Genomic DNA, 24080 nt, shown 5'->3' with positions numbered 1-24080 from the left:
AAGGCCAATATAGCAAGGTTTAAAATACTATTTTTAATCTACATTTTCATATTCTTTTGAAACTGCGTTTCCCATTATGCAGCGTTGTAATCCAAAATTAAAACGATAGGATTTTCCCATGGATCAATATATTTAATGAAATCAATCATTCCCTGAGTGAAGTTGAATGTAAACCCTTTTGCGACCCTAGTAAATTGCCCATAACGGAACTAACATGTGTTGCACCCTTCCAATATCCTAATTTTGGAATTGTACTACCTGAATCAGTAAATATTAAAGCTACTTTTTAAATGGTAGTTTCCGAGTTGAATTTCAATACCAATCGAAGTCTAGACCTACATTACACCACAATAAAATGCGGTTTCACAACAAAACCATAATTCAGGACTTTAAAGGTTATTAATACCCGCAATATATACAACTACTCGCTCGTTATAGGGTCTTTCCTACAAAGTGTATTAATTCACTTCGATTTTAAATAAAGGGGCATAATCATGATAAAATCAACCGAAAAACTACTACTATTCATCTTATTGTTTAGTCTTAACGCTTGGTATGGCACCGCGCAGGTATCTACCAGTCTACAGAATACCGATTTCGATTCCTGTGGCAATAACCTTCCACAGACGGAACTAAATCTTGGAAACTTGGTACTAACGGAAACCCTGGCCACGGATTTCGGTACGGGGACCTTTACCTTTTACATTGAAGCACCCTCTAATTTTGAAATTAGAGCAACTTCATTTACTGAAACAGGTACCGATATTAGCAGTGCCTCCGTAGCGCAAGATCCTGGTAATGCCTCCAGATTGGAAGTTACCATAACCACTAACGCCCAAGGTTCTTTGGATGTATTTACGATCGAAAATGTTAGAATTCAACTTATTCCAAGCTCCACGACCACGAACGGCACTTTAAAATATGTATTGGCAGGTAACACCAATAAGATAAATGCGCTTACCGATAATCAGACCCTTGCCAACGTTTCTTTCACTGCCCTTACTGGTGGAACAGGGGTTAACCAGCAGGTTTGTACCATCAACGATGTTCAAAACATTAGTATTACCGGTTCCAATATAACCCAGAACAGAACTTTTGAGTGGGAAAAGGATGTGAATGGTACCTGGACGGCCATTGCCAATTCCAACACGGAAATATTGGTTGTTGATAAACCTTCTTTCCCTAATGGAATAAGTAGATATCGTCGTTTAACCACCTTTATGGTCAACGGGGAAACATGTACCCAGATCAGTACTACTGCTACCATTACCGTTAATGAAATATACGCTGGAACTATTACAGACGGAACCGGCCAAAATGTTTGCGCCACCCAAATACCCGCACAATTGAGTACCTCAGGCGATGTAGCCGTAACTCCTGCCGGTACAACAACCTATCAATGGTATAAAAACGATTCCGGCCCTTGGGAACTAATTTCCGGAGCAACGGACAATTTTTATCAACCAACTGCCTTAACCAAAACAACTTCTTTCAAAAGAAGGGTAACCAACGTTTTAAACGGTTTTAGTTGTTATAAGGAAACACCGGCGGTTTCCATAATTGTAAATTCTGCCGTATTGGGAGGTACTGCCACCAATCAAAATATTTGTTCGTTAAGCGACTTACAATTGTTGACCATAAATAATGGGGAAAACAATGGTACCTATCAATGGCAAAAACGCAGTGGGGCCAACTGGGTAGACATAAGTGGTGCTACGCAAAGCAATTACAATGCCAGTACCAATCTCAATCCTGGAACAGAGGAATTTAGAAGGGTTACCACAGTATCAGGTGCAAGTTGCCAAGGTGTTAGTACAGTGGCCACCATAACCTATACCAATTTTGCCGTAGGTAGTATTACCGGTGCTGAAACTGTATGTTATAATGAAGCTCCTGCTGCCATAACATCGGATACCAACGCTTCGGGAACAGGTACTATTTCATATCAATGGGAACGCTTTAACGGAAGTACATGGGCTGCAATTACTGGAGCAAATAACGCAGACTATCAACCAAGTGCCCTAACTCAAACAACTTCTTTTAGAAGACAGGATAACATACTCTTAAATGGGTTTAGCTGTTCGGATTATACGAATGAAATAGAGATCACTGTCCTTGATCAAATTAATGGGGGAAATGCCAGCGCTGACCAAACAATCTGTGCTGGGGAAATTCCCAATTCCATATCTGTGAGCGGCGGTACAGCTGCTGGCCCCAATATAACCTATCAATGGCAATCTGCAACTACTGGTAGTTTTACAAATATTAGTGGTGAGACCAATGCTGTTTTTAATTTTTCCGGGTCACCTGCCGTTACAACAAGATATAGAAGGCAAACAATAATTTCCAATAACAGCAAGGTCTGTTCCCAATATTCTACAGTAAGTACTGTTTTTGTAAACAGCCTTAGTGTGGGAAGTATAGGAAATGATCAAAATGTTTGCGCAGGACAGGCTCCCAGCACCATTATAACTGTTGGAAATGCTATTGCCGCTGGTAACCTAACCTATGCTTGGGAAGCCTCTGACGATAATGGGGTAAGCTGGAACCCTATAGCTTCCGCTACAGGTTCAACCTATACCCCTGGGATACTTGCAACGTCTACCAAATATAGAAGGCTGGATACTACCACCTTAAACGGAAAGGTATGTATGGCCTACACCAATGAAGTTTCCATAATTGTAGCCGGTGCCATTTCAGGAGGGGAAGGATCTGCGGACCAAGCCGTTTGTGAAGGCGAAGCCCCAGCAACAATTACTGTTTCCAATGGTACACCAGCCGGGGTAGGAATCAATTTTCAATGGTATTCATCTACCGACAACGTAAATTATACATTGATGAGCGGCGAAACAGGGGAAAGCCTGAGTTTCTCCACAGGTTTGCCAACATCGACCTATTTTAGGCGAAATGTTACCAACTCCAACAATGGAAATTCTTGTGAGGCATCCAGTCTCCCAACCTTGGTTACCCTAATAAACTTATCTGAAGGATCCATTTCCCAAACCCAAACAGTTTGTGGCGATGGAAATGTAGCTCCAATTACCAGTACGGCCAATGCCACTTCCAACGGAACTATTAGCTATATATGGCAGAGTTCTCCAGATGGAAATACCTGGTCCGATATTGCCAATACCAATCAAGCTACCTACACTCCTATAAATACTGGGGACTTACAGACCTATTACAGAAGAAAGGCAAATGCTACATTGCAAGGCATCACTTGCGAGGCCATAACCACACCGGTTCTAGTTTATGTGAACAAATTTGACAATGCAGCAGGCCATAATATAACTTTTTCATCCGGGGCAACCGGAACTACGGAAGTATGTAACGGTGGGGATCCACAAGCCTTTAGTGCTAATTTTCCGTTAATTGCCTCTGGAACGGTAAGTTACCAATGGCAGGTTTCCGGTGATAATATTTCATTTTCGGATATCCCCGGAGCCACTTCGGTAACTTACGATCCTCCTGCCGTAACACAGGACAACTACTACAGAAGAATTACCACTTCAACCCTCAATGGACTATCATGTAGTGTAACCAGTAATACTCTGACAATCATAAATGGTGGAAATGCCACAGGGGGTGAGATTGGTACAACCCATGCGAATGGTAGTAATGGAACCAATGAAGAAGTAATTTGCAAGGGGGACGATCCTAGCTTAATTGAGGAATTAACACCTTCCACAGGCCAGACATTGACCTATCAATGGTATGCTAATGGAGCAATGATCCCAGGTGCCACGGGAACAAGTTATGACCCGTCCAATATAACTTCTACAACAACCTATATTAGAACCACCACCAGCACGGATATTTCCGGAGTGGAATGTAATGTTGACAGTAACCCTGTAACGGTCTTGGTACCCCAAGCGGATAATATTGGAAACAATATCACCATCTGTTATAATACCATGGCCCCAACCTTGGGCAACCCTAGTGCAATTGAAGGGCTTCCTTATTTGGCTTTTCAATGGTATGAATCCAACGATGGCAGTACTTTTAATTCCATACCCGGAGCAACGAACGCTACATATACACCTCCATCTGCTTTGACCGCAGATAAATGGTACCGCAGGGATTACCAAGCTACAGTGGATGCTGTTATCTGCGATCCCTCCTATACTCCAAGTAATGTGATCCGAATTTTTGTCAATGATGTGGACGGAGGTACTATTTCAGGAGATCAAAAAATATGTTACGGGGATGATCCTTCCCTCTTGGGAAATACCGTAGACGGAACTGCCGAAGGAGTATTGAAGTATCAATGGTACTCCTCAACGGATAACACTAATTGGGGTATGATCAATGGAGCTGTAAATAGTACCTATGACCCCATTGCCGGTAGCTATCCCACAACCTATTTTAAGAGGACAGCTTCTTCTACACTGAACAATGTAGTTTGTACGGAAGATAGTAATACGATAGTAGTAGAGGTTGCAGAGGAGTTATTGCCTGGAACCTTAGTGAACGATCAAACTATATGCGAAGGGTTTGTACCAGGAGCATTGACCGTAACCGGTGGCAGTACCTATGTAGATCAAACTTACGATTGGTATGCTTCCACTAATGGTAGCGTATGGACAGATCTTTCCGTGCATTCGGCGTCCTATACCCCTCCGGTCCCGACCACTACCATGTATTATAAGAGGACTATAACCAGAACCAGTTTGGTGGATAAGACCTGTGTTGTGGAAACCAACCCTATAAAAGTTACCCTCAATGATGTTTATGCCGGTAAAATAACGGATAATCAATCCGTTTGTGAAGGGAGTCAGCCTTTGGCCATAGTGGAACAGGAATCGGCAACAGGTGCCGGGGTACTGACCTATCAGTGGTGGTCTTCCCCTGACAATCAAACCTACACTGCCGTGGCTGGTGCCACGCAGCCAAATTATACCCCTCCAAGTACCCTTACTACCTCTACCTATTTTAAAAGAGTGGTTACCAGTACGTTGAACGGTGTGGCCTGTGAGGATGAAACTTCGCCCAAAATTGTCACTGTAATACCCTATGCCATTATAAACAATGATGCCATCATTGCCAATGACATAACCAATGTAAGTTGCAATGGAGGAAATGACGGTAGTATTGTAATCCCCAATGGAAGAATCACTGGAGGGAATACGGCCCAAAAGCAAATAAATACAATTTCACTTTTCGGTACACCTCAATTAAATAATACTTACAGTATAATTATCGATAACAAGGTCTATGATCATCAGGTTACCTTGAACGGCATTAATCAACCAGAGGACAACAACGAAGTTGCTGCCGCGCTGGCCCAAAAAATTAATTCCGCAACAGGATCTGACCTGAGCTCTGTAATAGCAACGACCAATTTCCATGAAATTATTCTGACTGCCAAAGTTGAAGGGATTGGATTTACGGCCTATGCTAGTACTGGAGCCGACCCCAATGTTAGTGCTTCCGTTGTAATTACGCAACCCAATTCGGTAGCCAATACCTACGTATGGTCCAAAATAGGGGATAACAGCTTTACGGCCTCAACCTTGAGTATTAACAATCTTACGGCCGGTGCTTACCAATTAACGGTTTACAATGAATTCTGTGGAACTACTTCCTCTCCGTTTATAGTATCGGAACCCGAGGTATTGACATTGAATATTGGAGATACCTGTAATACTGCTATTACGGCCTATAGTACTGGGGGTATTGCACCTTTCACCTATACGCTTACACGGCCAAATGGCACCACCACGGTGCAGACATCGAACAATCCTAATATTACCTATACCAATTTAATAGGTGGGGCCACTTATAACATAAGTGTACAGGATGCCTCTTGCGGAATACAGGAATCGCAATCGGTTACCTTGCCAATGGGGCTGCAATTTGATCAGACTTCCGTAGTGGTTGAAAACGCCACTTGTTATGGGCAAAATGATGGTAGTATTAGTTTAAACATAGGAGCTACAACTGTAACAGGAGGATATCCTCCATATAACTTTAGTTGGACAGGACCCAATAATGCCAATTTTACCACAGAAAATATCACCAACTTGGCTCCAGGAGTTTATGTACTATCCGTAACGGATCAACTTGGTTGTTCAACAACCTATACTGCAAATGTGGCTTCAAAAGCCCAATTGGAAATCAGTAGTGTTCAGGTTATCAATCAGCAATTACAATGTGCCGGTGATGCCAATGCTGAAATTAGCATACAAATAAGTTCTGATCCTAGCAGCCAATTACAAATAAACTGGTATAAAAACGGAACAAGTTATTCTACCAACAACACCAGCCTTACCAATTTGGGTGGTGGCAGCTACGAAGTGGTAATCATAGATACCAACAGTGATGCAAATACACCGTGTACCGTTAGACAAACATTTGTCATTACAGCCCCCACCGTGTTTAGTGCTACAGAGGTAACCGATGGTAATACCCGTTGTGTGGATGCCAGTACCGGACGGGATTTTACCTTTAGGGTCCAAGGAGGAACATCGCCTTTTCAATACTCCGTTGACGGGGGAACACCTGTAATCTTTAGCAATACCCAAACCACCATAAGTGCGCTTTCCAATGACAGCCATGTTATTGAGGTAACCGATACCAACCAATGTGTTGTTCAGACATTTACCATGGATAGTTATGAGGCAATGGATTATACGGGTGCCAAAACTTACACCATTCCACCCTGTGAAACCGATTATGCCTTTAGCCTGAATACCAATTTAATTACTGGAGGAAAACCATTTTTAGACGGAGGTAACAACCCATACTACTTTTATGATTGGCGGGGTCCCGACAATTTTGTAGCCCAGGATATTACCAGTTTTGTTGCGGTGCCAGGTTCCTATTGGTTAACCATAACCGATAGTAATGACTGTTCTTCAGAAGAAATAGAGTTTATCTTTAATACTACCTATACCCCAATAGTTGTAAACAAAACAATAACTCCTGTAAGCTGTGGTGCCAGCGATGATGGGGCCATTTCCATTACAGTAAGCGGTGGTTTAAGACCGTATAACATTAGATGGGAAAAAGAAACGGCCGGTACGGCAAATAACCCAGATCCAGTTTTTACTCCTTACGGTGAAAACATAACCCAATTGAGTGGATTGGAAGAAGGACGGTTGAGACTTACGGTAACAAGCAATATTAATGGCTGCACCAATGCCGATCCTGCCTATTATTACCAGGAAATCATTACCATCAATAAGGCAGAATCCCTTCAACTGATAGACGGACCTTATTTGGACGAGTCACTTTGCTTGGGGAATCCCGGAAGTATTTCGGTATCGGTTTTCAATAGTCAACCTGGTGACCTTAGTTTTTACTATGATGGGGCTCTAGTGCCATCAGTAAAAACAGCTGCCAATACTTATTCCGTTCAAATCGGTAATCCGTCCGATAACGCTACCCTTAATGTAGTTAATGACCAAGGGTGTGGGTTAACCATGCCAATAAGTTCTGGAGTAACAGATCCTTCGTTTACCTATAGCTCGGACGAATATGAAATTACAGGTCTTTTGATGGCCAAGGAGGATATACGGTTCAGCATTACCAGTGAGGCTGGATATGGCAATGCTTCATGGGACTTTGGCGATGGTAGTCCCATAGTAAATGTGGATCCGGAGGTAGATGGTATTATGACCACTCATAAATATAGTTACCCAGGTATTTTTACCACCACACTAACTCTTTTTAACGCAGAAGGTTGTAGTAAAACTGTGGAACAGGACATACAGGTCGGTAACGGCTATGACGTAATGTTCCCTAATGTATTCTCTGCCAATGCGGATGGAATAAACGACTACTTCCAAGGTGAATTTACAGGAATAGCCTCGTTTACCTTTCAAATTTATGATATGTGGGGTTCCTTGGTCTATAGCGTGGCCCATGACTACGAGTCCATGCCCGTAAACTGGGGTTGGAATGGAAATTATAGTTCAGGAAAACCCTATAAAAATACCTCGTTCAGATATCTCTTTGTAGGTACCACTAAAGACAATAACCAAATAACCAAAACCGGCGAAGCCTCAATTTTAAGATAGAGATGAAAAAACTTAATATAATAATCCTCCTACTAATTTTAGTTTCGTTGGGGGCCAAGGCCCAAGAGAAATTTGTGCACAACCTGAGCAAGTTACCGGCATCCTTAAATCCCAGTTTTCATGCTTTTAAGGACAAAACCAGGATAGGGGTATTGGCCGAATTCGCCAGTCAGAGCCAGGGTACGGAGTCACAACATAAATATGCCTTTGGTTCTACCGCATTTGAAGAATACAATTTCCAATTGGGCGTGGACTTGTTCAATAACAACCTGAACAATTCAGGATATAATTACACCTCCGCCGCTTTGAGCTATATGTACAAATTGGTCTTGAAGAACGATTGGATCGTATACCCCGGAATAACTGCAGCGTACAGCAATTACAGGTACGATTTTAACAACCTTACCTTTCAGGATCAAATAAACATATTTACCGGGCAAATTAGTGCCAATACCATTGATCCCATTACCGCTTCTGAGAATATTGGCTATCTGGATATGGGGGCATCGGTATTGATACATAACGATATAAATACACTTTTTGGGCTTTCCCTTAAGCATTTGAACCAGCCACGAATATCTTCCAAACAAAGCGAAAATAATGTAAATTTAAATATGCTTATTTCCGGGCAGTTTGGATATGAAATGGATATCAATAAATATGGACAGGCCAAATTACCGGAGCATTCGTATTTATACTTATTTAATGCAGTGTCTTTACAAGGCCCAAATACCAGATTGGATTTTTATCAGGATGTTACCCTTGGGAACTTTAGTATTGGTATAAATGAACATCTAAGCTATTTGGAAAATGCCTCCTTTTCCGAAATAGGTTTTGCCACCAGCCTTGCCCTGGAAACTTTTGAATTTGGACTTAACTATAGATTGCCCTTCGGTGGTGATGCCAAACAATATATCCCCAATTCACTGGAATTGTTTTTAGTCTTTGATATCTCTAGATTTAAGGAGCGTAGAAGATCTGACTACAGTAGGTTCTATTAACAATTGCCCCAAAATATTACAAAACCCCCAACCTTTATTGGGGGTTTGTTTTTTTAGAGAAAATAAGTTACCACAAAATTCCCTTAACCTCTTTCTGTACAAAGTCACCATAGCTAATCAACACAACTCCTCACAAAAAAATCCATGATTGTTTAAAAGATTCGTTATGGAATTTGCCTTGACCATATGGGTTTCGACCCGGAGGATATTGTCGCAATCCTCCAGATCAAAATTCCAGTAGCCCTTTTTGGTGACCAACCTGTTCAAATCTGGTTTCAAGATCTGGATTTCCCGATTGTGGTTAATTGAGGTCTTAAATACCAATACTTCTTTCATGTTTAATTCAATTAGCGTTCGTAAAAGGCTGGTGGTTCTATACCCAACGAGCGTAGATATACATAGGCCTGTCCCCGATGGTGAATTTCATTGTCTATAAAATAGAAGATGGAAGACCACACCGTACCTTCGTACTGACCAAAAATTTTAATTTTTTGTTGGAATTGTTCCTCCCTGATCTGGGCCCAAAAAGAATTGATTTCATCGGTAGCAATATCCCAGAGTTCCAGTAATCCCTCCTTTTTATTACCGTGCTCCAGGTGTTCGTTGAAAGGAGCTGTTTTACCCGTGGCGATTTCCTTTATACCGGGCCCTGCAATTGCCAACAGCTCCATGACCATATCGGCAAATGTGCGCATACCCCCAATGGTATGGGTGAAAAATGCCTCTTCGGGAAATACTTCCATGGCCCTCCTCGTCAACGCCCTATGTCCTTGCCAATGATCCAGCAATTCTTGTGATGTAATAAGCTGTTGAGTCTTGTTCAATGTAGTGTGCATAGTTCTATTATTTAATTGATTCATATTTCTAGACCAAAATTAAATAGGGGAGGTGACAGCCCTATGTCAGCAGCAAACAAAAAAATAAAAGTGCCCAAGAATTTTATGGTTTTCCAAGGGATATATCTATTCAAATAATATTTCTAGGGCTATTGACAATGGGTTGTCACCAACACAGCTTTAATTTGTATCTAAACTTTAGAGTGTTGGTTTTTGGATAGTCAATATTTATAAATTATAGATTACCATGAAAAGATCAAACCCCAAATTCGGATTATTCAATGATTTGAAATCCTATCTTTGGGAAATATGTAATGTAATTATGGGTATGGAAACAATTAATCGTTTTGACCGTATTGTAGCGATCTTAGTACAGCTACAATCCAAACGTATTGTGAAAGCGCAGGAGTTGGCGGACCGATTTGAAGTGAGTTTACGTACAATATATAGGGATATTAGAACCCTTGAAGCCTCTGGTGTGCCCATTATTAGTGAAGCAGGAGTTGGATATTCCATCATGGAAGGCTATAGGCTTCCTCCGGTTATGTTTACCCGTGAAGAAGTTGGGAGCTTTGTGGCCGCCGAAAAACTAATGCAAAAGTTTGTGGACAAATCGCTTGGCAGCTATCATCAATCCGCCATGTTCAAGCTGAAATCGGTATTGAGGGGCAGTGAAAAGGATTGGATTTCTGCCTTGGAGTCCCAAATATCAGTAGACCCCTCACAACAGTTGTTCAATGATGGCCTGCCCAACGCTCTTGAAATTCTTTTTGAAAGTATAGCCGAAAAAAAACAGGTTTTCTTAAAATATCACTCCCTGAAAAGCGAACATCCTTCAGACCGGCATATTGAACCGGTAGGTTTGTTTCATGAAAACAATTTTTGGTATGTTCTGGGATATTGTCATTATAGACATGATTATAGACAATTTAGAACGGACAGGATGTTGGATATTGCAAGAACCTCGCTTGCCTTTACCGCGGAACATGGAAGTTTGGATGCGCATTTGAGCAAAAATGTTAATATTACAAAAACCAGGGTAAGAATAAGGGTAGATAAAAACATAGCTCGGTTTATTAATGGCAATAGGAAACATTACGGCTTCATATCTGAAAAGGTGAGGGGCAAAAAAGTAGAAATGACATTTATGACATCGGATGTAGAACATGGGTTTCCAAGATGGTATCTCATGTTTGGGGATTATGCCGAGATTATTGAGCCCGAGGTACTAAAGCATCGCGTTAGGGCCATTTTAGAAAAAACGGTTGCCAATCTTTGAGTGTTTTTTATTACATGGGCACCCCTTTAAGATATTTGGTCCCTTCAATTAATTTTCATTGAAGCGAACCGCAGGTTCTATAAGGTTTAACGGTAAGTGCGGCTGACATAAAAAAACCCTTCACTTTGGAAGGGCTTTTATTTTTTGTAAATAATCTATCTGTACAAGGTAAAATGCCCTACAAATTCCCTCTTGTCTTCCTCTCCATTCAATTTAATAATGTACCAATAGTCCCCGCTTGGTAAATCTACCTGGTCATAAAGACCGTTCCAACCTTGTTCATTATCTTGAATGACGTAAATCTGTCTACCGTAGCGATCAAAGATTTTGATAAAGATGTCTGGAAATTGCTCAATATTCCTCGGGATCCAAAAATCATTTTGTCCGTCACCATCGGGGGTAAAGAAATTTGGTATTTCAATATCAATGAATTCCATAAATATAGATCCTGTTGCTTCACAACCATTGGCATCCACGACCCGTACAGAATAGGTATCGGTTCTACGTATATTAAAGACGTTGTCTTCACCATTGTTCTGACCATCAAAATAGTACGTATAGCCTTCTTTTCCTCCAATTCCCAAGGCACTAATTTCATTCAGGTTACTTTGTTCCAAAACGAGTTCCAAAGGTTCAAACCCTTCTACCTCAAAGCTTAGGGTATTGATACATCCGTTAATGTGGGCCAAGGTAATATAATGACTACCAGGTGTCAAATCATTGAAGTTGGCCTCCAACACTAAATCGTTGGGGTCTGTTGAATCCAAGGCATACATAACATCCGCAGCAACAGAATCGTCCTCTAAAATTAGTTCTATATAATTATTGGGAGTATCCCCAGTACATTCATAAATCACTTCTACTGCGGCATTAAGATTGGCTCCGCCTTCAACCGTAATGGCCTCACTACTAACACATCCATTGGCATCCTTGACAAATAGGAGGTAGGTGCCTCCAGACAAATTCCCATAGACCGTTTTTCCTACCGTAAAATCGGCATCATTGTTAGAATTTAATGCTGTGCTGTAAGGGGCGGTTCCCCCAGAAATATTCACTGAAATAGTTCCGTCCGTAGCACCAACACAAACTTCGGGAGTAGTTGTCAGTTCCATTTCCAGTTGGGTAGGCTCCATAATACTAAATTCTATCAACTCGAAACAACCATTGCTATCCTGTACAATGACCCTATAATCGCCAGGAGCCAGTTCATCAAAGGTATTGCTATCATCAAACTGGTTTAAATTAGGGGAAATAGCATATTGATAAATGCCTGTTCCTCCGTCCACATCCAGAACAATGCTACCATTTTCCTCTCCCGCACACTGAACGTCCATAATAGTTGGGACAACCAGCAGGGCATCAGGTTCTGAAATAAGTATCTCTTCCGATGTTTCCTGACAGTCCTCACTCAGAACGCTTACAAAATACGTTCCTTGAGGAAGATTATCGAACAGTCCGGTTGCCTGGTAGGGTCTTATTTCATTCAACAAGCCCGCATCCGAGAATAAACCATATTGATAATTGCCCAGCCCGCCATCAGCTTTGGCTTCGATCAAGGCTGAACTTTCTCCACTACAGTTTATTACAGCAGCTGAGGTATCCAACGTTAGGGACAGGGCTTCTATTGGATTAATGCTTATCTCATTAGAAACAATTGAGGTACAATTAAAACTGTCCCGCACATAATATTGGTACTTCCCATCAACAACATTTTGGAATACCTGGGTATTGGGGCCATTAAGTTGATTCATGGCATTAAAGACCATACCATCCGTACTCCATGTATAAGGGCCGGTACCTCCGGTTGCCGTTAATTCCAGTTCGGCTCCATTGGAACAGCTTAAAATAGCAGTTGTCAACAACATACCATTAGGTTCTTCAGGTGCTACAATTTCTATGGGGGAAGACTCAAATGTACAGCCCATAGCGTCCAAAACACTAATGCTATAATAGCCTGCTCCTAGGTTAATAAAGCTTGGTGACGTTTGGGAGGCAGTAGTTTGCACTAAGGTTGTACCTGCGGCATCCTTATAGGTGTTTAATCTATACCTATAGCTGGAAATTACATTCCTAGGGGTTAAACTAATAGACAGTGTAGCGTCCTTATCCCCGGAACACACTAAACCAGTTGTTGAAATTGTCCCATTAATAGGATCTGGCAACAATAGTTCAAATTCATTCACAAAAGGTTGTATACAACCCAAGGCGTCTTCTACCGTTACAGTATACTGACCGGCTGCCAATCCTTGGAAAAGTTTGGAATTAACATTGTAAGCACTAGTAGACATTCCAGTTGTATTATTAACAATAGTAATGTTATAGGGCGCCGATCCACCAATGGGCTCAATACTAGCAGACCCTTGGTCATTACTACAACCCACCTCTTCCAAATCAATTGGGTTTAGCCCTAGGGCTTCCTCTGGTGTTGTAATACTAAATACTCTATTCTGACTACAATTGGGAAAATCGTCCTGTACCACCTCAACTCTATAGTTTCCTGCCGGTACATTAATGGGTAGGGTAGGTCCAAAATCGGGTGAAGTACCATTTATAATAGCTGCACCATCATCTGCTGTGTCTACAGTACCCTTGGTCTCATAAATATAATAGCTGAAACCACTGGAATAAACGGCATCGTTCATGGTAAGTCGAATTTGACCATTATCACCAAAGCAGATCACATTGGACAACACTTCCACAGACACATCAAAGGTATTTGGTTTCTTTACAATATGGTTAACCGTAATTTCACAACCAGTAACCACATTTTCCACTAAAATAGTATGTGTCCCAGCCTCCAGATTAGGAAACAGATTCGATGCTTGAGGAGTACCCGCTGGCAATAATGTAAACTGGTAATCCCCAGGTTTGGTTGCATAGCTGGATATACTGCCTGTAACATCTATACTAATGTGTTCTCCAGTATTGGCACAACTTATAGGGTCCAGTACATTTGTCGTGGCAGATAATAGTTGATCGTACGGAAGAACGGTAACCGTTGCTTCCCCTTTACAACCTTTGTCGTCAAAAACCCTTACTATAACATCCCCTCCGGCATAATCCGTATAGGTATAACTGCTAGCCGCGCCATTTTGCAACATGGTTCCTGTGGAAGCATCCTCAAACTCGAAACGGACAAAATTGTTGGTCCCGCCGGCAATGCTGGCCATATTGACTACAATGCTAGCATTGTTGGTCGTATTATTGCTTGTACAACCGAACGGATTTACCACTGGCAGGTCAAAAGATATACTGTTGGGTTCACCTACCACAATAGTGCTTATAGTGGTAACACAACCGTTAGGCGATGTTGCGGTTATTTCATACGTATCGGCCGGAAGGTTTTCATACGTATGGGTCAATGGATTATAAATGCCGTTATTTGGCACTAAACTATATATTAATGGGTTGTTCCCGTTATTTACTTCTGAAATGGCTATAGTACCATCTGCCGCATTATTACAACTCACATCTGTTGGGGTTACAGTAAAGTTGGGCTGTACAGGGGCAGGTACCTCCACAGTAAATACCCTGGAACATTCAGGACCGGAAGTATTGTTATCAAATACCGTTATGGTATAGGTGTCCGCTACACTAACCAGTTCCGTTACGGGTGTAGTCAATACCTGTCTCGCAACAACGGTACCCGATGTATTGGTTATCTGATAATCATAGCTACCAGAACCGGACGTTGCCTTGATCAGAATTTGCGCTTCCCCGCCAACACCGCACCCTAGACTTCTTTCCAAGGTGGCCGTAGCTTGCAACACAGGGTAAACATCTACAGAATCGGAAGCAGTACAACCATTGCCATCCTTTATAAATACAGTGTAATTTCCTGGCGTAACATTCGTAAATACGCCAGCATTATCCAAATAAGTAACACCGCCATCAATAGAATATAATATGGTAGCAGAACTACTATTGGCAGATATGGTAAGTGTTGTACTCGTACTACAATTATCCACTGCGGTAGTAAATGTGGGATTTGCCGGTAAGGTCATCGTTATTGAGCCTAAGGGATATGCACAACCATACTGATCACTAATCTCTACAAAGTAATCACCGGAGGGTGAGTTGGCAGGTATTTCTACAGGGTCATCCGTAGTACCTGTAATAATTATATTTGCCGAATCATCTGTCACCGTAAAGTTATAGGTGCCACCACCTCCATTTATGCCATTTATGGCAATTAGTCCCGGGTTGGCACAGGAGATATCCTCTAGTTTGTTTAAAGTTGCCGTTATGGGATCCAATTCTTCCAAAATAAGGTTTTCCGAGGCGGAGATACAAGTATCCGAACCTCCATTCACTTCCGTTACTACAATATAATATTCATCTGCTGGCAAGTCATCAATAGTGATTTTTGAATCATAAGGAATTATGGCTCCAGGTATACCTGAATTAATTCCGTTATCACTAGAACGTACAATAGTGCCACTTAGATTATACAATTCCCATCTCATATCATCCTCGGTTGGAGCTTGGTTATCCGTAAGCGTATAGATTAATTTTCCATTATCCTTTGTTGAGCAGGAAGGCTTGTACGTAACTTCTATACCTATTGGATTGGGTTTTAAGGTTGCCACGTTTTTATCACTTTGCCTAATACATCCACTGGCATCCTTTACGTAGAACACATAAGTTCTACCTGGTATTAATCCAGTAAACACTTCCGGGTCGGACAAGCCCTTAGCCGCTGTCCAACCGTTTTCCGGTGCCAGGGCATTAAAATTGGCAGGATCATCGGTATATGTATATTGGTATGGGGCCGTACCTAAATTACCTTGAACGGAAACTTCCAGTTCATTACAATTTTTAATTACAGTAGAAACCGTAATATTTAAATCATCCAGTGGGTAACTAATAATATACTTATCCAAATCTACCCTACATAGTGTGTTCCCTGAACCATCTACCGTACGTATTGAAGGTTCAACCGCATTTCCAGAGGTCAGAGTATAAGTAGGTGTATCAAAAGTATCCGACGCTTGCCAAGATGCACCACCATCATGACTAAACTGCATGGTTCCATTTAACGTTAAAGGATAATTAATAAATCTAAATCCCGTTGCCGGATTACAATCCCCGGATAATAATGATTCCAAATCGGCGGTAAGCTCATCAGGATTTGATATGGCAATCGGAGTTGTTGGGACCGTACATCCAGAGGCATCCGTAACATTAATGGTATAATTGCCAGCCGCTAAATTATAGAAAGTTTTAGTGGTGTTTGTAATCTTGGCTGTTGTGCCATTGGAAGCGCCTGCATTGTCCAAATCTATAATTTCATAAGTATAAGGGGCAATGCCGGAGGTAACCGTAATTGCAATGTTACCTGATCCATCATGGCAATTAGGATCTGTTGGGGTTGCCGTATACGTTAAGGGTGTTGGTGGGTTCACCGTAACCGTTTCCATATACGCACAATGGGGATCCACTGCTCCGTTATCCCAAACATATACATCATAGGTTCCGGCATCGACCGTTGCCACGGTCAATACATTGGTTCCGTTAAAATCGGTTGCTGTAACCCCTGTCCCGGTGGGTACAAAGGCATATGCCCAATTACCATCGCCACCAGTTGCATTCACGGTAATACTTCCATCGGCACAAGAACTAACATGTACCACATCTACCTTAGCCGTTAAATTTGGCTGCACCTCAATGGTCTTTAATGCCGATATACATCCAAAAGCATCTGTAACCTCAATATCATAACTTCCATTGGACAACCCGGAAAAGGTATGTGTAGAAGCCGTAGTAGGAGTAGGGGATATCCAAGCACCACTATTCAACCTAAACTTGTAATTCCCGTTCCCTGAGGTAACTGAAACGGCTATAGTTGCATTATTTAAACCATCATAACAAGCTGTTGGGGAAAGATCAAAGTCAATATCTTGGTAGCGATCTATGGTTACGGCAGTAGCCGTTACTACTTCGCAACCTTTTGCATCTTTCACACGAACAAAATAATCGCCTTCGGTAACATTTGTAAAGCTAGAATTGGTTTGATATGCCCTGACAACCACCCCTCCCGCTTCTTCCAGCTGATAGGTATAGCCCGGAGAACCTCCTGTGGCCGAAGCCTTTAGAGTTCCACCCGTATTGATACAGGTATAATCTGCAGTCTTACTTAGAGTAGGAACAATTATAGACGGTTCCTTTAATGTTGCGTTAAAATTTGCCGTACAACTTGCATCGCCAACCTTTCTAACCAAAATGTTATAGGTACCGTCCGATAGGGTTGCAGGAGTTGTAATAGGAGAGGTCAAAGAAGTTGTCCAATTTCCGCCGTTATCAACAGAATATTCAAAACCTGTTGCGTTATCGTAATTTAATACTTCAAAACGGATAGCACCATCATTTCCGGCATTACACTGCGGATCTGTAATTCCCAATAAGTTGGCTTTAAATTCCTTGTTGTCCTCAACAACTACTATGATTTCTTTAGTTTTTTCACATAATTCCGGATTTTGGAAGGCTTGTATATCATCAATTACAAGATCATTGCCATAATCACTATTTAGGTTGCTGCGCAGTACAATGTCTACCGTTGTATTCGCTCCCGGGTTAAAGGTTACCGAACGGTTGTGCCAATCATCTGCACTGGTATTTTTTGGGATTTCCGCGGTAGGGATACTATGAATTACAGTCCCGGAGCCATCTACCAATTCCATTAATATTTCAGGGTTATTTCCACTACTACTAGGTTGTAATAAATTGAATGCCCATAAGGACAAGGTTATATCACGATTTGGCAATACCTCAATGCCACGTCTTGCCCAAAGTATGCCTTTATCTCCAGCAGCGGTACTAACATCTATGGCTAAAAATCTACCATTTACAAGTCCACTATGATCATTCGGATTTCTAGAAATGACTGGATTGGTTATAAAATTGGTAACCGAATATTCCCCATTCACAAGAATCCCGGCGGGACCTAGGTTACAGTCTGTAGTACTACCATCTTGCGGTTCATAACAATAACCTGGTCCAATTTCACCAATCTGTGTAGTGGGTCCAGCCCCGAAATTTTCTTCGAAGAGCGTACTTTGGCCTGGCAACAATGTACCTGCGTAGCCTACGCTAATGGTATGCGTACCGTCGGATACACCGGTAAATACATTATTGTCCCCAGGAGTGTTATCCACACCATTTAATTTATAGGAATATGTAAAATCGGTTGTATTGGATGTATTTATGGTGACTGTCCCGGATCCATCACAAGAATAATCCACTGCGCTTGTAAAACTTGGATCCGTTGTAGCCACGGGTACGGATATATCCATATTGAAGGAACATCCCAACGCATCCTTTACAACCAATTGATAATCTCCTGGGGCAAGATTTTTATTGTCTGTACCGCTAAAAGTTGAACCTCCATCAAAACTATAGGTATACGGTAATTTACCGCCATTTGGATTCAATATTTTAACCAAGGCCCCTGCAGGGTTACAGGAAGCATCTTCCACTATAGTGGCAGATGCCGTTAACCTGAAAGGTTGGTCTATTTCATAATTTAAGGTTTCTATACAACCAATTCCACCATTGTTACTGGAATCCATAACCGTTATTGTATATAAACCGGCGGATAGGTTATAAAATGAATTGTTTGTCTGGTAAGTGTTACCATTGTCCAAACTATAGCGGTAGGGAGCAGTACCTCCTGTAACCGTTACGCTCAGCGTAGACGTTGAGGAATCGGCACAAACAATTTCAGAATGCGAAGCCGACAATGACGGGGTACCCAAATCTTCAATTTTGACTATGTTGGAAATGGCAAAACATCCGTTATCGTCAAAGACTATAAACTCATAGTCACCTGCTTCACTACTGGTACGGAATAAAAAACTGGTAGTAGTTTGAAGTGCCGAAGAAGGCACATCGGACGAGTCTGCATAATAATCAACCCCATCTTTACTCCAAATGGCCATTTTGTAATCAGGACTGGGACTACCTCCACTGGGGGTTAATGTAGCCATACCTGCAGTACAACTTATATTTTGAGAAGTAACACCGGTCAATTTTAATTCAGGGGTTTCTCCAACGGTAATTTTTTGTTGATCATAACATCCATCCTGAGTTCGGGTCACTACAATATAATTCTCAGGATTTATATTGTTGAAGGTATGGGTATTATCGTCAATACTGGGTATGGAACTCACCAAAGAGCCCAGCCCACCATTACTGCCATCGTCCAAACGCAGTTCATAAGAATAATTGGGCAAGGCATTTAAGACTTGAACGCCAATGCTACCCAAATCATTACAGTCTGCCGGTGCGGCACTAAGCGTTACAGTAAAGTCGCGTTCCTGTATACCTATATCTTCGGTTTCAAAAATACAACTACCTTCTATTGGGGTATTATCACTGGGGTCCAACGGTGTTATCTGCACCTTATAGGTACCACTGTCGGCAATGTTGAAGTTGGGACCATTTTGATCCGAAAAAGGAATTATAATATTATCCGTAGCGCTATCCACCAATTGAAATCCATAACCGGAAGCTACATTGGTAATTCTAATGTTGCCAGGGGTAGTACATAGTATATCGGAAGCCTTATAGGTAAGATCTATATTATTTTTAAAAACATTGAAATAAAAGCGACTAAAACAACCGTATTGGTAATTGATGACCACTCTGTATTCTCCACTTTCCGTAAGGGTAAAGTTATTTTGCTCTACTATTGTGTTCCATGTACATGTGCCATTTTTATTGGCGCAATCGTCGCCGGTTTCATCACAACTGGTTTCGTCCAATTTTTGCCAAACAATACTTTCGGCATCAGTTATGCCCAATTGGATAGTAGCCTCGTCATTTGCCCCACATAAAAAGATCTTGGGCAGTACACTACCATCTATGGAGCAGGTAACGATTTCCCCCTGCATATCATTATCGGGGTTATTGTCGGCATTCACCTGATTAAAGTAATTTACTATTGGATTGGTCTGTGTGGAGCCAAATCGTTCTACAATGATCCGCTCCTCCCTAGCGGGACAGCTACCTCCTGAGGATTTCCCTACTATGTATTCTCCAACAACCGTCACCAAAAGGGTACTCGGGTCATTGTCCGGATCATTATCGTTCAATACAGTATCACCTGCATCCACCTGTCCATTACCGTTGTTGTCCAACACCCAGTTATAGGAACTAAACCCTTGTCCTGCACGCAAAAGTACGTTTTCCCCACAGAGTTGTACGGTTCTGGCTTCGTTACAATTGGTCAAGGAATTAAAAATGGAATTGCTTGCCACTTCCAACGTACTTGGACATCCAGAAATTGAAGCGGAACCGTTCTCGTCCGTAAAGACCTGTGTATTTGTTGCCCCTTGATAGGTGGAATATGCCTTGTTTTCCAATAATGATGAACAGGCGTCCAGAAACTCGGAACAGTTGGCATCCGTAGTAAAACCAATTCTAATACTGTATTCGGGGTCACCAACTTCAACCAAATTATTAGGTATGGTAAAGGTTAGGACATTATCAATTATATCGTGCGAATAGGTTACCCCCGGGGCATCCGTTATATCTACATTGTCGAAGGTTACATTTTTCGGAAGAACATCCCTAATTGTATAATTTACCGCGTTATCATCACCTGTATTTTGAAACCTGAGCACATATTCAAGAGATTCCCCTAGGCTTATTTCTTCTCCATTGATGTCCGTTCCATTCAAATTTTCGGTGGTATTGCCCAAATAAATTTCGGGAGCCATTGTCTTTGAATATGAGGCAGCGTCCACTGTACCGTCTATTGGGTCTACAACTGGTGTTCCTGCTCCATATTCGCCGCCATCTCCGCCATCGGCATTGTCATCCCTATAATATTCGTTGGCATCACTACAACCATCACCATCACTATCCAAATCTAAATTATCAGGAAATCCATCATTGTCGTTATCACTACATGACTGTACAGAGACGACGTTTATTTGTATATCATCTATAAAATTCCCAACGGATAAACTACCGGTGGCCGTGGAAACAGCCTCAAATACAAACACGGTATTGGTCTGATCGTCAGGTACTGTATACGTTCCGGAGTAATAACCCCATGCAGAAGTACCATCGCTCATGGTCTGTTGTACAGTAGCCGTGGCAAGGTCTGCACCGATCCTCACCTGCATTACATCGACCCCTGCACGCCCCCTATGCCTCAATGACCAATTCATTACGGTACCTGGGGTTAAACATAAATTTTGGTACAATGCAGAGTTTTGTGTAGCATTGAGTTCGGCAAATTGGTTGCCATCAAATGCTGGAACACTAAGAAACCCACTGGACCAAATTTCTATCCGTCCATCGGTTGAGGTAGTAGACCATCCTTCAACACTATTTTCATTTAGTTGTCTATAAGAAGTATTTGGAATTGAGGGGTTTTCAAAACTTTCATTCAGGATAGGCTCAAAACATATGGTAGTAGCACATTCAACTTCATCGTAAATACCATCGTTATCATCATCCAAATCTGTAATATCCCTAACACCATCCTTGTCAAAATCGTTATGCACGGTGATACGTGCCGAGGGGATATCCTCTGTTATATTATTATCAATTTGATCCTGGCTGTTCGTAGCTGTATTGACCAGGTTTATCAAGGGTTCTATCCCTACAATTTCATCGGCTCTAACCTGTAGCTCCAGCACGGCAGTGGCTCCCCCGTTTAAAGTTCCAATGTTCCATGTATTTCCAGACCAAGTACCCGTTGTGGTATAACTGGATACAAAAGTGAGTCCTGTAGGTATATTATCCGTGATTTGAAGATTCGTCAAAGGATCGGAACTGTTATTCCTAACCTCAATCGAGAAGGTTGCAGTTTCTCCTTCCAAAATTTCAGCCTTATCCACTGTTTTGTATAATGCCACATCTTCCTCACAATAGAAAGCCGTAATAGATTGGGAATCATAGGTACAGGGACCTTTGGTTCCCCTACAGTAATAATCTCCCGCTTTGGACGGACTAAAGGTGGATTCATTGGCACCATCCACCAGGACGCCATCCTCGAACCACTGATAAGCATCAAAATTCCCAGTAGCTTCAAGAATATTAGCATTGGGCAGACACCCTTCGCCACCTACAATTTCCAAAGTAACAACAGGAACCGTATCAAAACCTGAAAAATAACCTGCAACACCTCTAGCTCCATTATAGCCAAAAAATCCAATCGCCATGGGTCCGGTAGACTGGACACTAACATTGCCGTTTAAATTGGGGATAAAAAAAGTCTTCCAATCCGATGATCCCGCCACGGGAACAGAAGGAGGTAAAGTAACGATACCATTGTCATCACTGACCACAATATTTGAATCTGGGGTATTGACTGCAGCAACAATGGTTACCCCACCAGTAACCAGTGATCCGGCCATATTCCGGATATCCGGAATATTATCCATAACATCCGGTAATAGACAATTAACAGGGGCCACAAAGTTAAGACCTTGGGTATAAACCGCACTGGCCCCTGCCATACATTGATAGGCGTAGGCATCTTTGGAAGTTTGCACCAACATATTGGCGCCAACGGTGTTTGAGGAATAATAACTGCTGGGCACCTCAAAATATTCCCCATTATTGATGGTGGCAATAGGGGTAGAAGAACCATTTACAAAAATTTGCGTATTGTCGGCTATTCCTATAAGTAGTGGAAATTCCGTTGAACCATCCACATTTCCGTTGCCACGAACAAATACATACTCTTTACCCAATCGGTTTTCCGGTACTGGTTGATCAATACCGGCATCACGGTTGGATGAATTCTCTTCCCTTCCAAAATTCATTGAGCCATTACTGATTACAATGTCCTTATCGGAAACAATCGAAGCTCCGATCCACCCATCACGGTGGGCCGCTGTTGGTGCGGTTCCTATATATGTTTCAAAAACAAAAGATTCATTTTTATCCAAGGTAATTTGATAAGTATCTGCGGTAATCCCCGCCCTGTTATTACCAACCCTGAACTCGCAACCAGGATCGTACCCAAAAAGATTAACAGTAGTATTGTCCTCGGTAGCCATAATTCCCAAGGTATTTGATTTGGACACTTCAGCCCCTAGATTGGGAACACCTCCCCACTTAAACCGTTTTCCCATGGCAACCCTACCTTTGGACGTCAGGGATGTTGCCTGTGCCGAGGAGTAACCTCGGTAATTTACATAAAATTTATTTCCACTGGGGGACTCAAACCTGAGTCCACTATTTGATAAAACTACTCCGGTTTTAGCGTTGTCTACCAAGGTAATGTTATTGTCCCCATCGGCTAAAGTGTATACCGCCGGATTTACATTGGAAATGGAAAATGTGGCAATAGGGGTTGTATTGGTGCCCCTATAGGCATTTACAGTGAATGTGGTTGGTTCTGGTGTAGAAAGGTACACTGCCTGTTCTTTTACAGCCTGATTATTTTTGCCCTGTTTCAAGGGTGGCAGATAGTGAAGATCACTTAACTGACCTTTTACGGATAAAATAAAACCAAAGAAAAAAGTGAATAAAAGTAATTTTCGTATCATTCGGGGTGCAGTTATTTTGGTTCTGTCAATATATACTTGAAATCAAAACAACAACAACCCTAGCTACAAGCCAATAAAATGTTGTGAAACACTTTGAATATGTTGGAAATTATGATAATCATATATATTTGGGTTTACAAGAAAATTGATTTTCATAGGTTCCTCTTTTTTATTTATTCAATTGATAATGAAAAAACGAATAGAATGGAGTGGTGGCAATAAGAGCCGGCCGTATCCAAACCTAGAACAAGGTTGGCATAAAAATATGTTGTTGTAGATAAAACCGGTAGCAGCTTTAAGCCAAATTTCCCTGGTTGTTGAGACCCCTCCTCTAGATTGGATACTTAGGGAAAATGTTTTTGGTATCGTATAAAGCTGATATAGGAACCCAGATATTTGGGCTGTTAAAATGTGGTTGTCCTAATGAAATGTTG

Annotated in this window: 6 protein-coding genes; 3 read left to right on the top strand and 3 right to left on the bottom strand. The window is 41.7% G+C overall.

All coding sequences use genetic code 11. From position 1 onward, the window contains the following. Nucleotides 1-494 precede the first annotated feature (494 nt). Together C7972_RS06865 and C7972_RS06860 are read left to right on the top strand one after the other, a co-directional pair. Entirely contained in the window at nucleotides 495-8021 is a 7527-nt protein-coding gene (locus C7972_RS06865) for a gliding motility-associated C-terminal domain-containing protein (RefSeq protein WP_110355471.1), read from the top strand. 2 nt (nucleotides 8022-8023) lie between these two features. Beyond that, nucleotides 8024-9022 (top strand): PorP/SprF family type IX secretion system membrane protein, encoded by a 999-nt coding sequence (locus C7972_RS06860; protein WP_110355470.1) that lies wholly within the window; start codon nucleotides 8024-8026, stop codon nucleotides 9020-9022. Nucleotides 9023-9139: 117 nt separating this feature from the next. Here the strand turns inward: C7972_RS06860 and C7972_RS06855 are convergent, their stop codons facing one another. Then, nucleotides 9140-9358, bottom strand: coding sequence for a hypothetical protein (locus tag C7972_RS06855; protein ID WP_110355469.1), 219 nt, complete (start codon nucleotides 9356-9358; stop codon nucleotides 9140-9142). An 11-nt stretch (nucleotides 9359-9369) separates the two neighbouring features. After that, nucleotides 9370-9858: a DinB family protein gene (locus tag C7972_RS06850; protein WP_110355513.1), complete on the bottom strand. Its 489-nt coding sequence runs from the start codon at nucleotides 9856-9858 to the stop codon at nucleotides 9370-9372. Between the two features lie 322 nt (nucleotides 9859-10180). On the opposite strand from C7972_RS06850, the gene C7972_RS06845 reads away from it, so the two are divergent. Beyond that, nucleotides 10181-11137 carry a YafY family protein gene (locus tag C7972_RS06845; RefSeq protein WP_110355512.1) on the top strand — a complete coding sequence of 319 codons (957 nt, stop codon included), beginning with the start codon at nucleotides 10181-10183 and terminating at the stop codon, nucleotides 11135-11137. Nucleotides 11138-11292: 155 nt separating this feature from the next. Here the strand turns inward: C7972_RS06845 and C7972_RS06840 are convergent, their stop codons facing one another. After that, nucleotides 11293-23646, bottom strand: coding sequence for a T9SS type B sorting domain-containing protein (locus C7972_RS06840; RefSeq protein WP_258364787.1), 12354 nt, complete (start codon nucleotides 23644-23646; stop codon nucleotides 11293-11295). Nucleotides 23647-24080 lie beyond the last annotated feature (434 nt).

Source organism: Arenibacter sp. ARW7G5Y1, from assembly GCF_003201775.1.
Taxonomy (GTDB): Bacteria; Bacteroidota; Bacteroidia; order Flavobacteriales; family Flavobacteriaceae; genus Arenibacter.
The sequence above is the reverse complement of the archived record's forward strand: the minus strand, read 5'-3'. Positions and strand labels throughout refer to the sequence as shown.

What these genes read in the sequence shown, in the direction of transcription:
- C7972_RS06850 (WP_110355513.1), bottom strand. Translation starts at nt 9,858, where the DNA reads ATGCACACTACATTGAACAAGACTCAACAGCTTATTACATCACAAGAA.
- C7972_RS06840 (WP_258364787.1), bottom strand. Translation starts at nt 23,646, where the DNA reads ATGATACGAAAATTACTTTTATTCACTTTTTTCTTTGGTTTTATTTTA.
- C7972_RS06855 (WP_110355469.1), bottom strand. Translation starts at nt 9,358, where the DNA reads ATGAAAGAAGTATTGGTATTTAAGACCTCAATTAACCACAATCGGGAA.
- C7972_RS06860 (WP_110355470.1), top strand. Translation starts at nt 8,024, where the DNA reads ATGAAAAAACTTAATATAATAATCCTCCTACTAATTTTAGTTTCGTTG.
- C7972_RS06865 (WP_110355471.1), top strand. Translation starts at nt 495, where the DNA reads ATGATAAAATCAACCGAAAAACTACTACTATTCATCTTATTGTTTAGT.
- C7972_RS06845 (WP_110355512.1), top strand. Translation starts at nt 10,181, where the DNA reads ATGGGTATGGAAACAATTAATCGTTTTGACCGTATTGTAGCGATCTTA.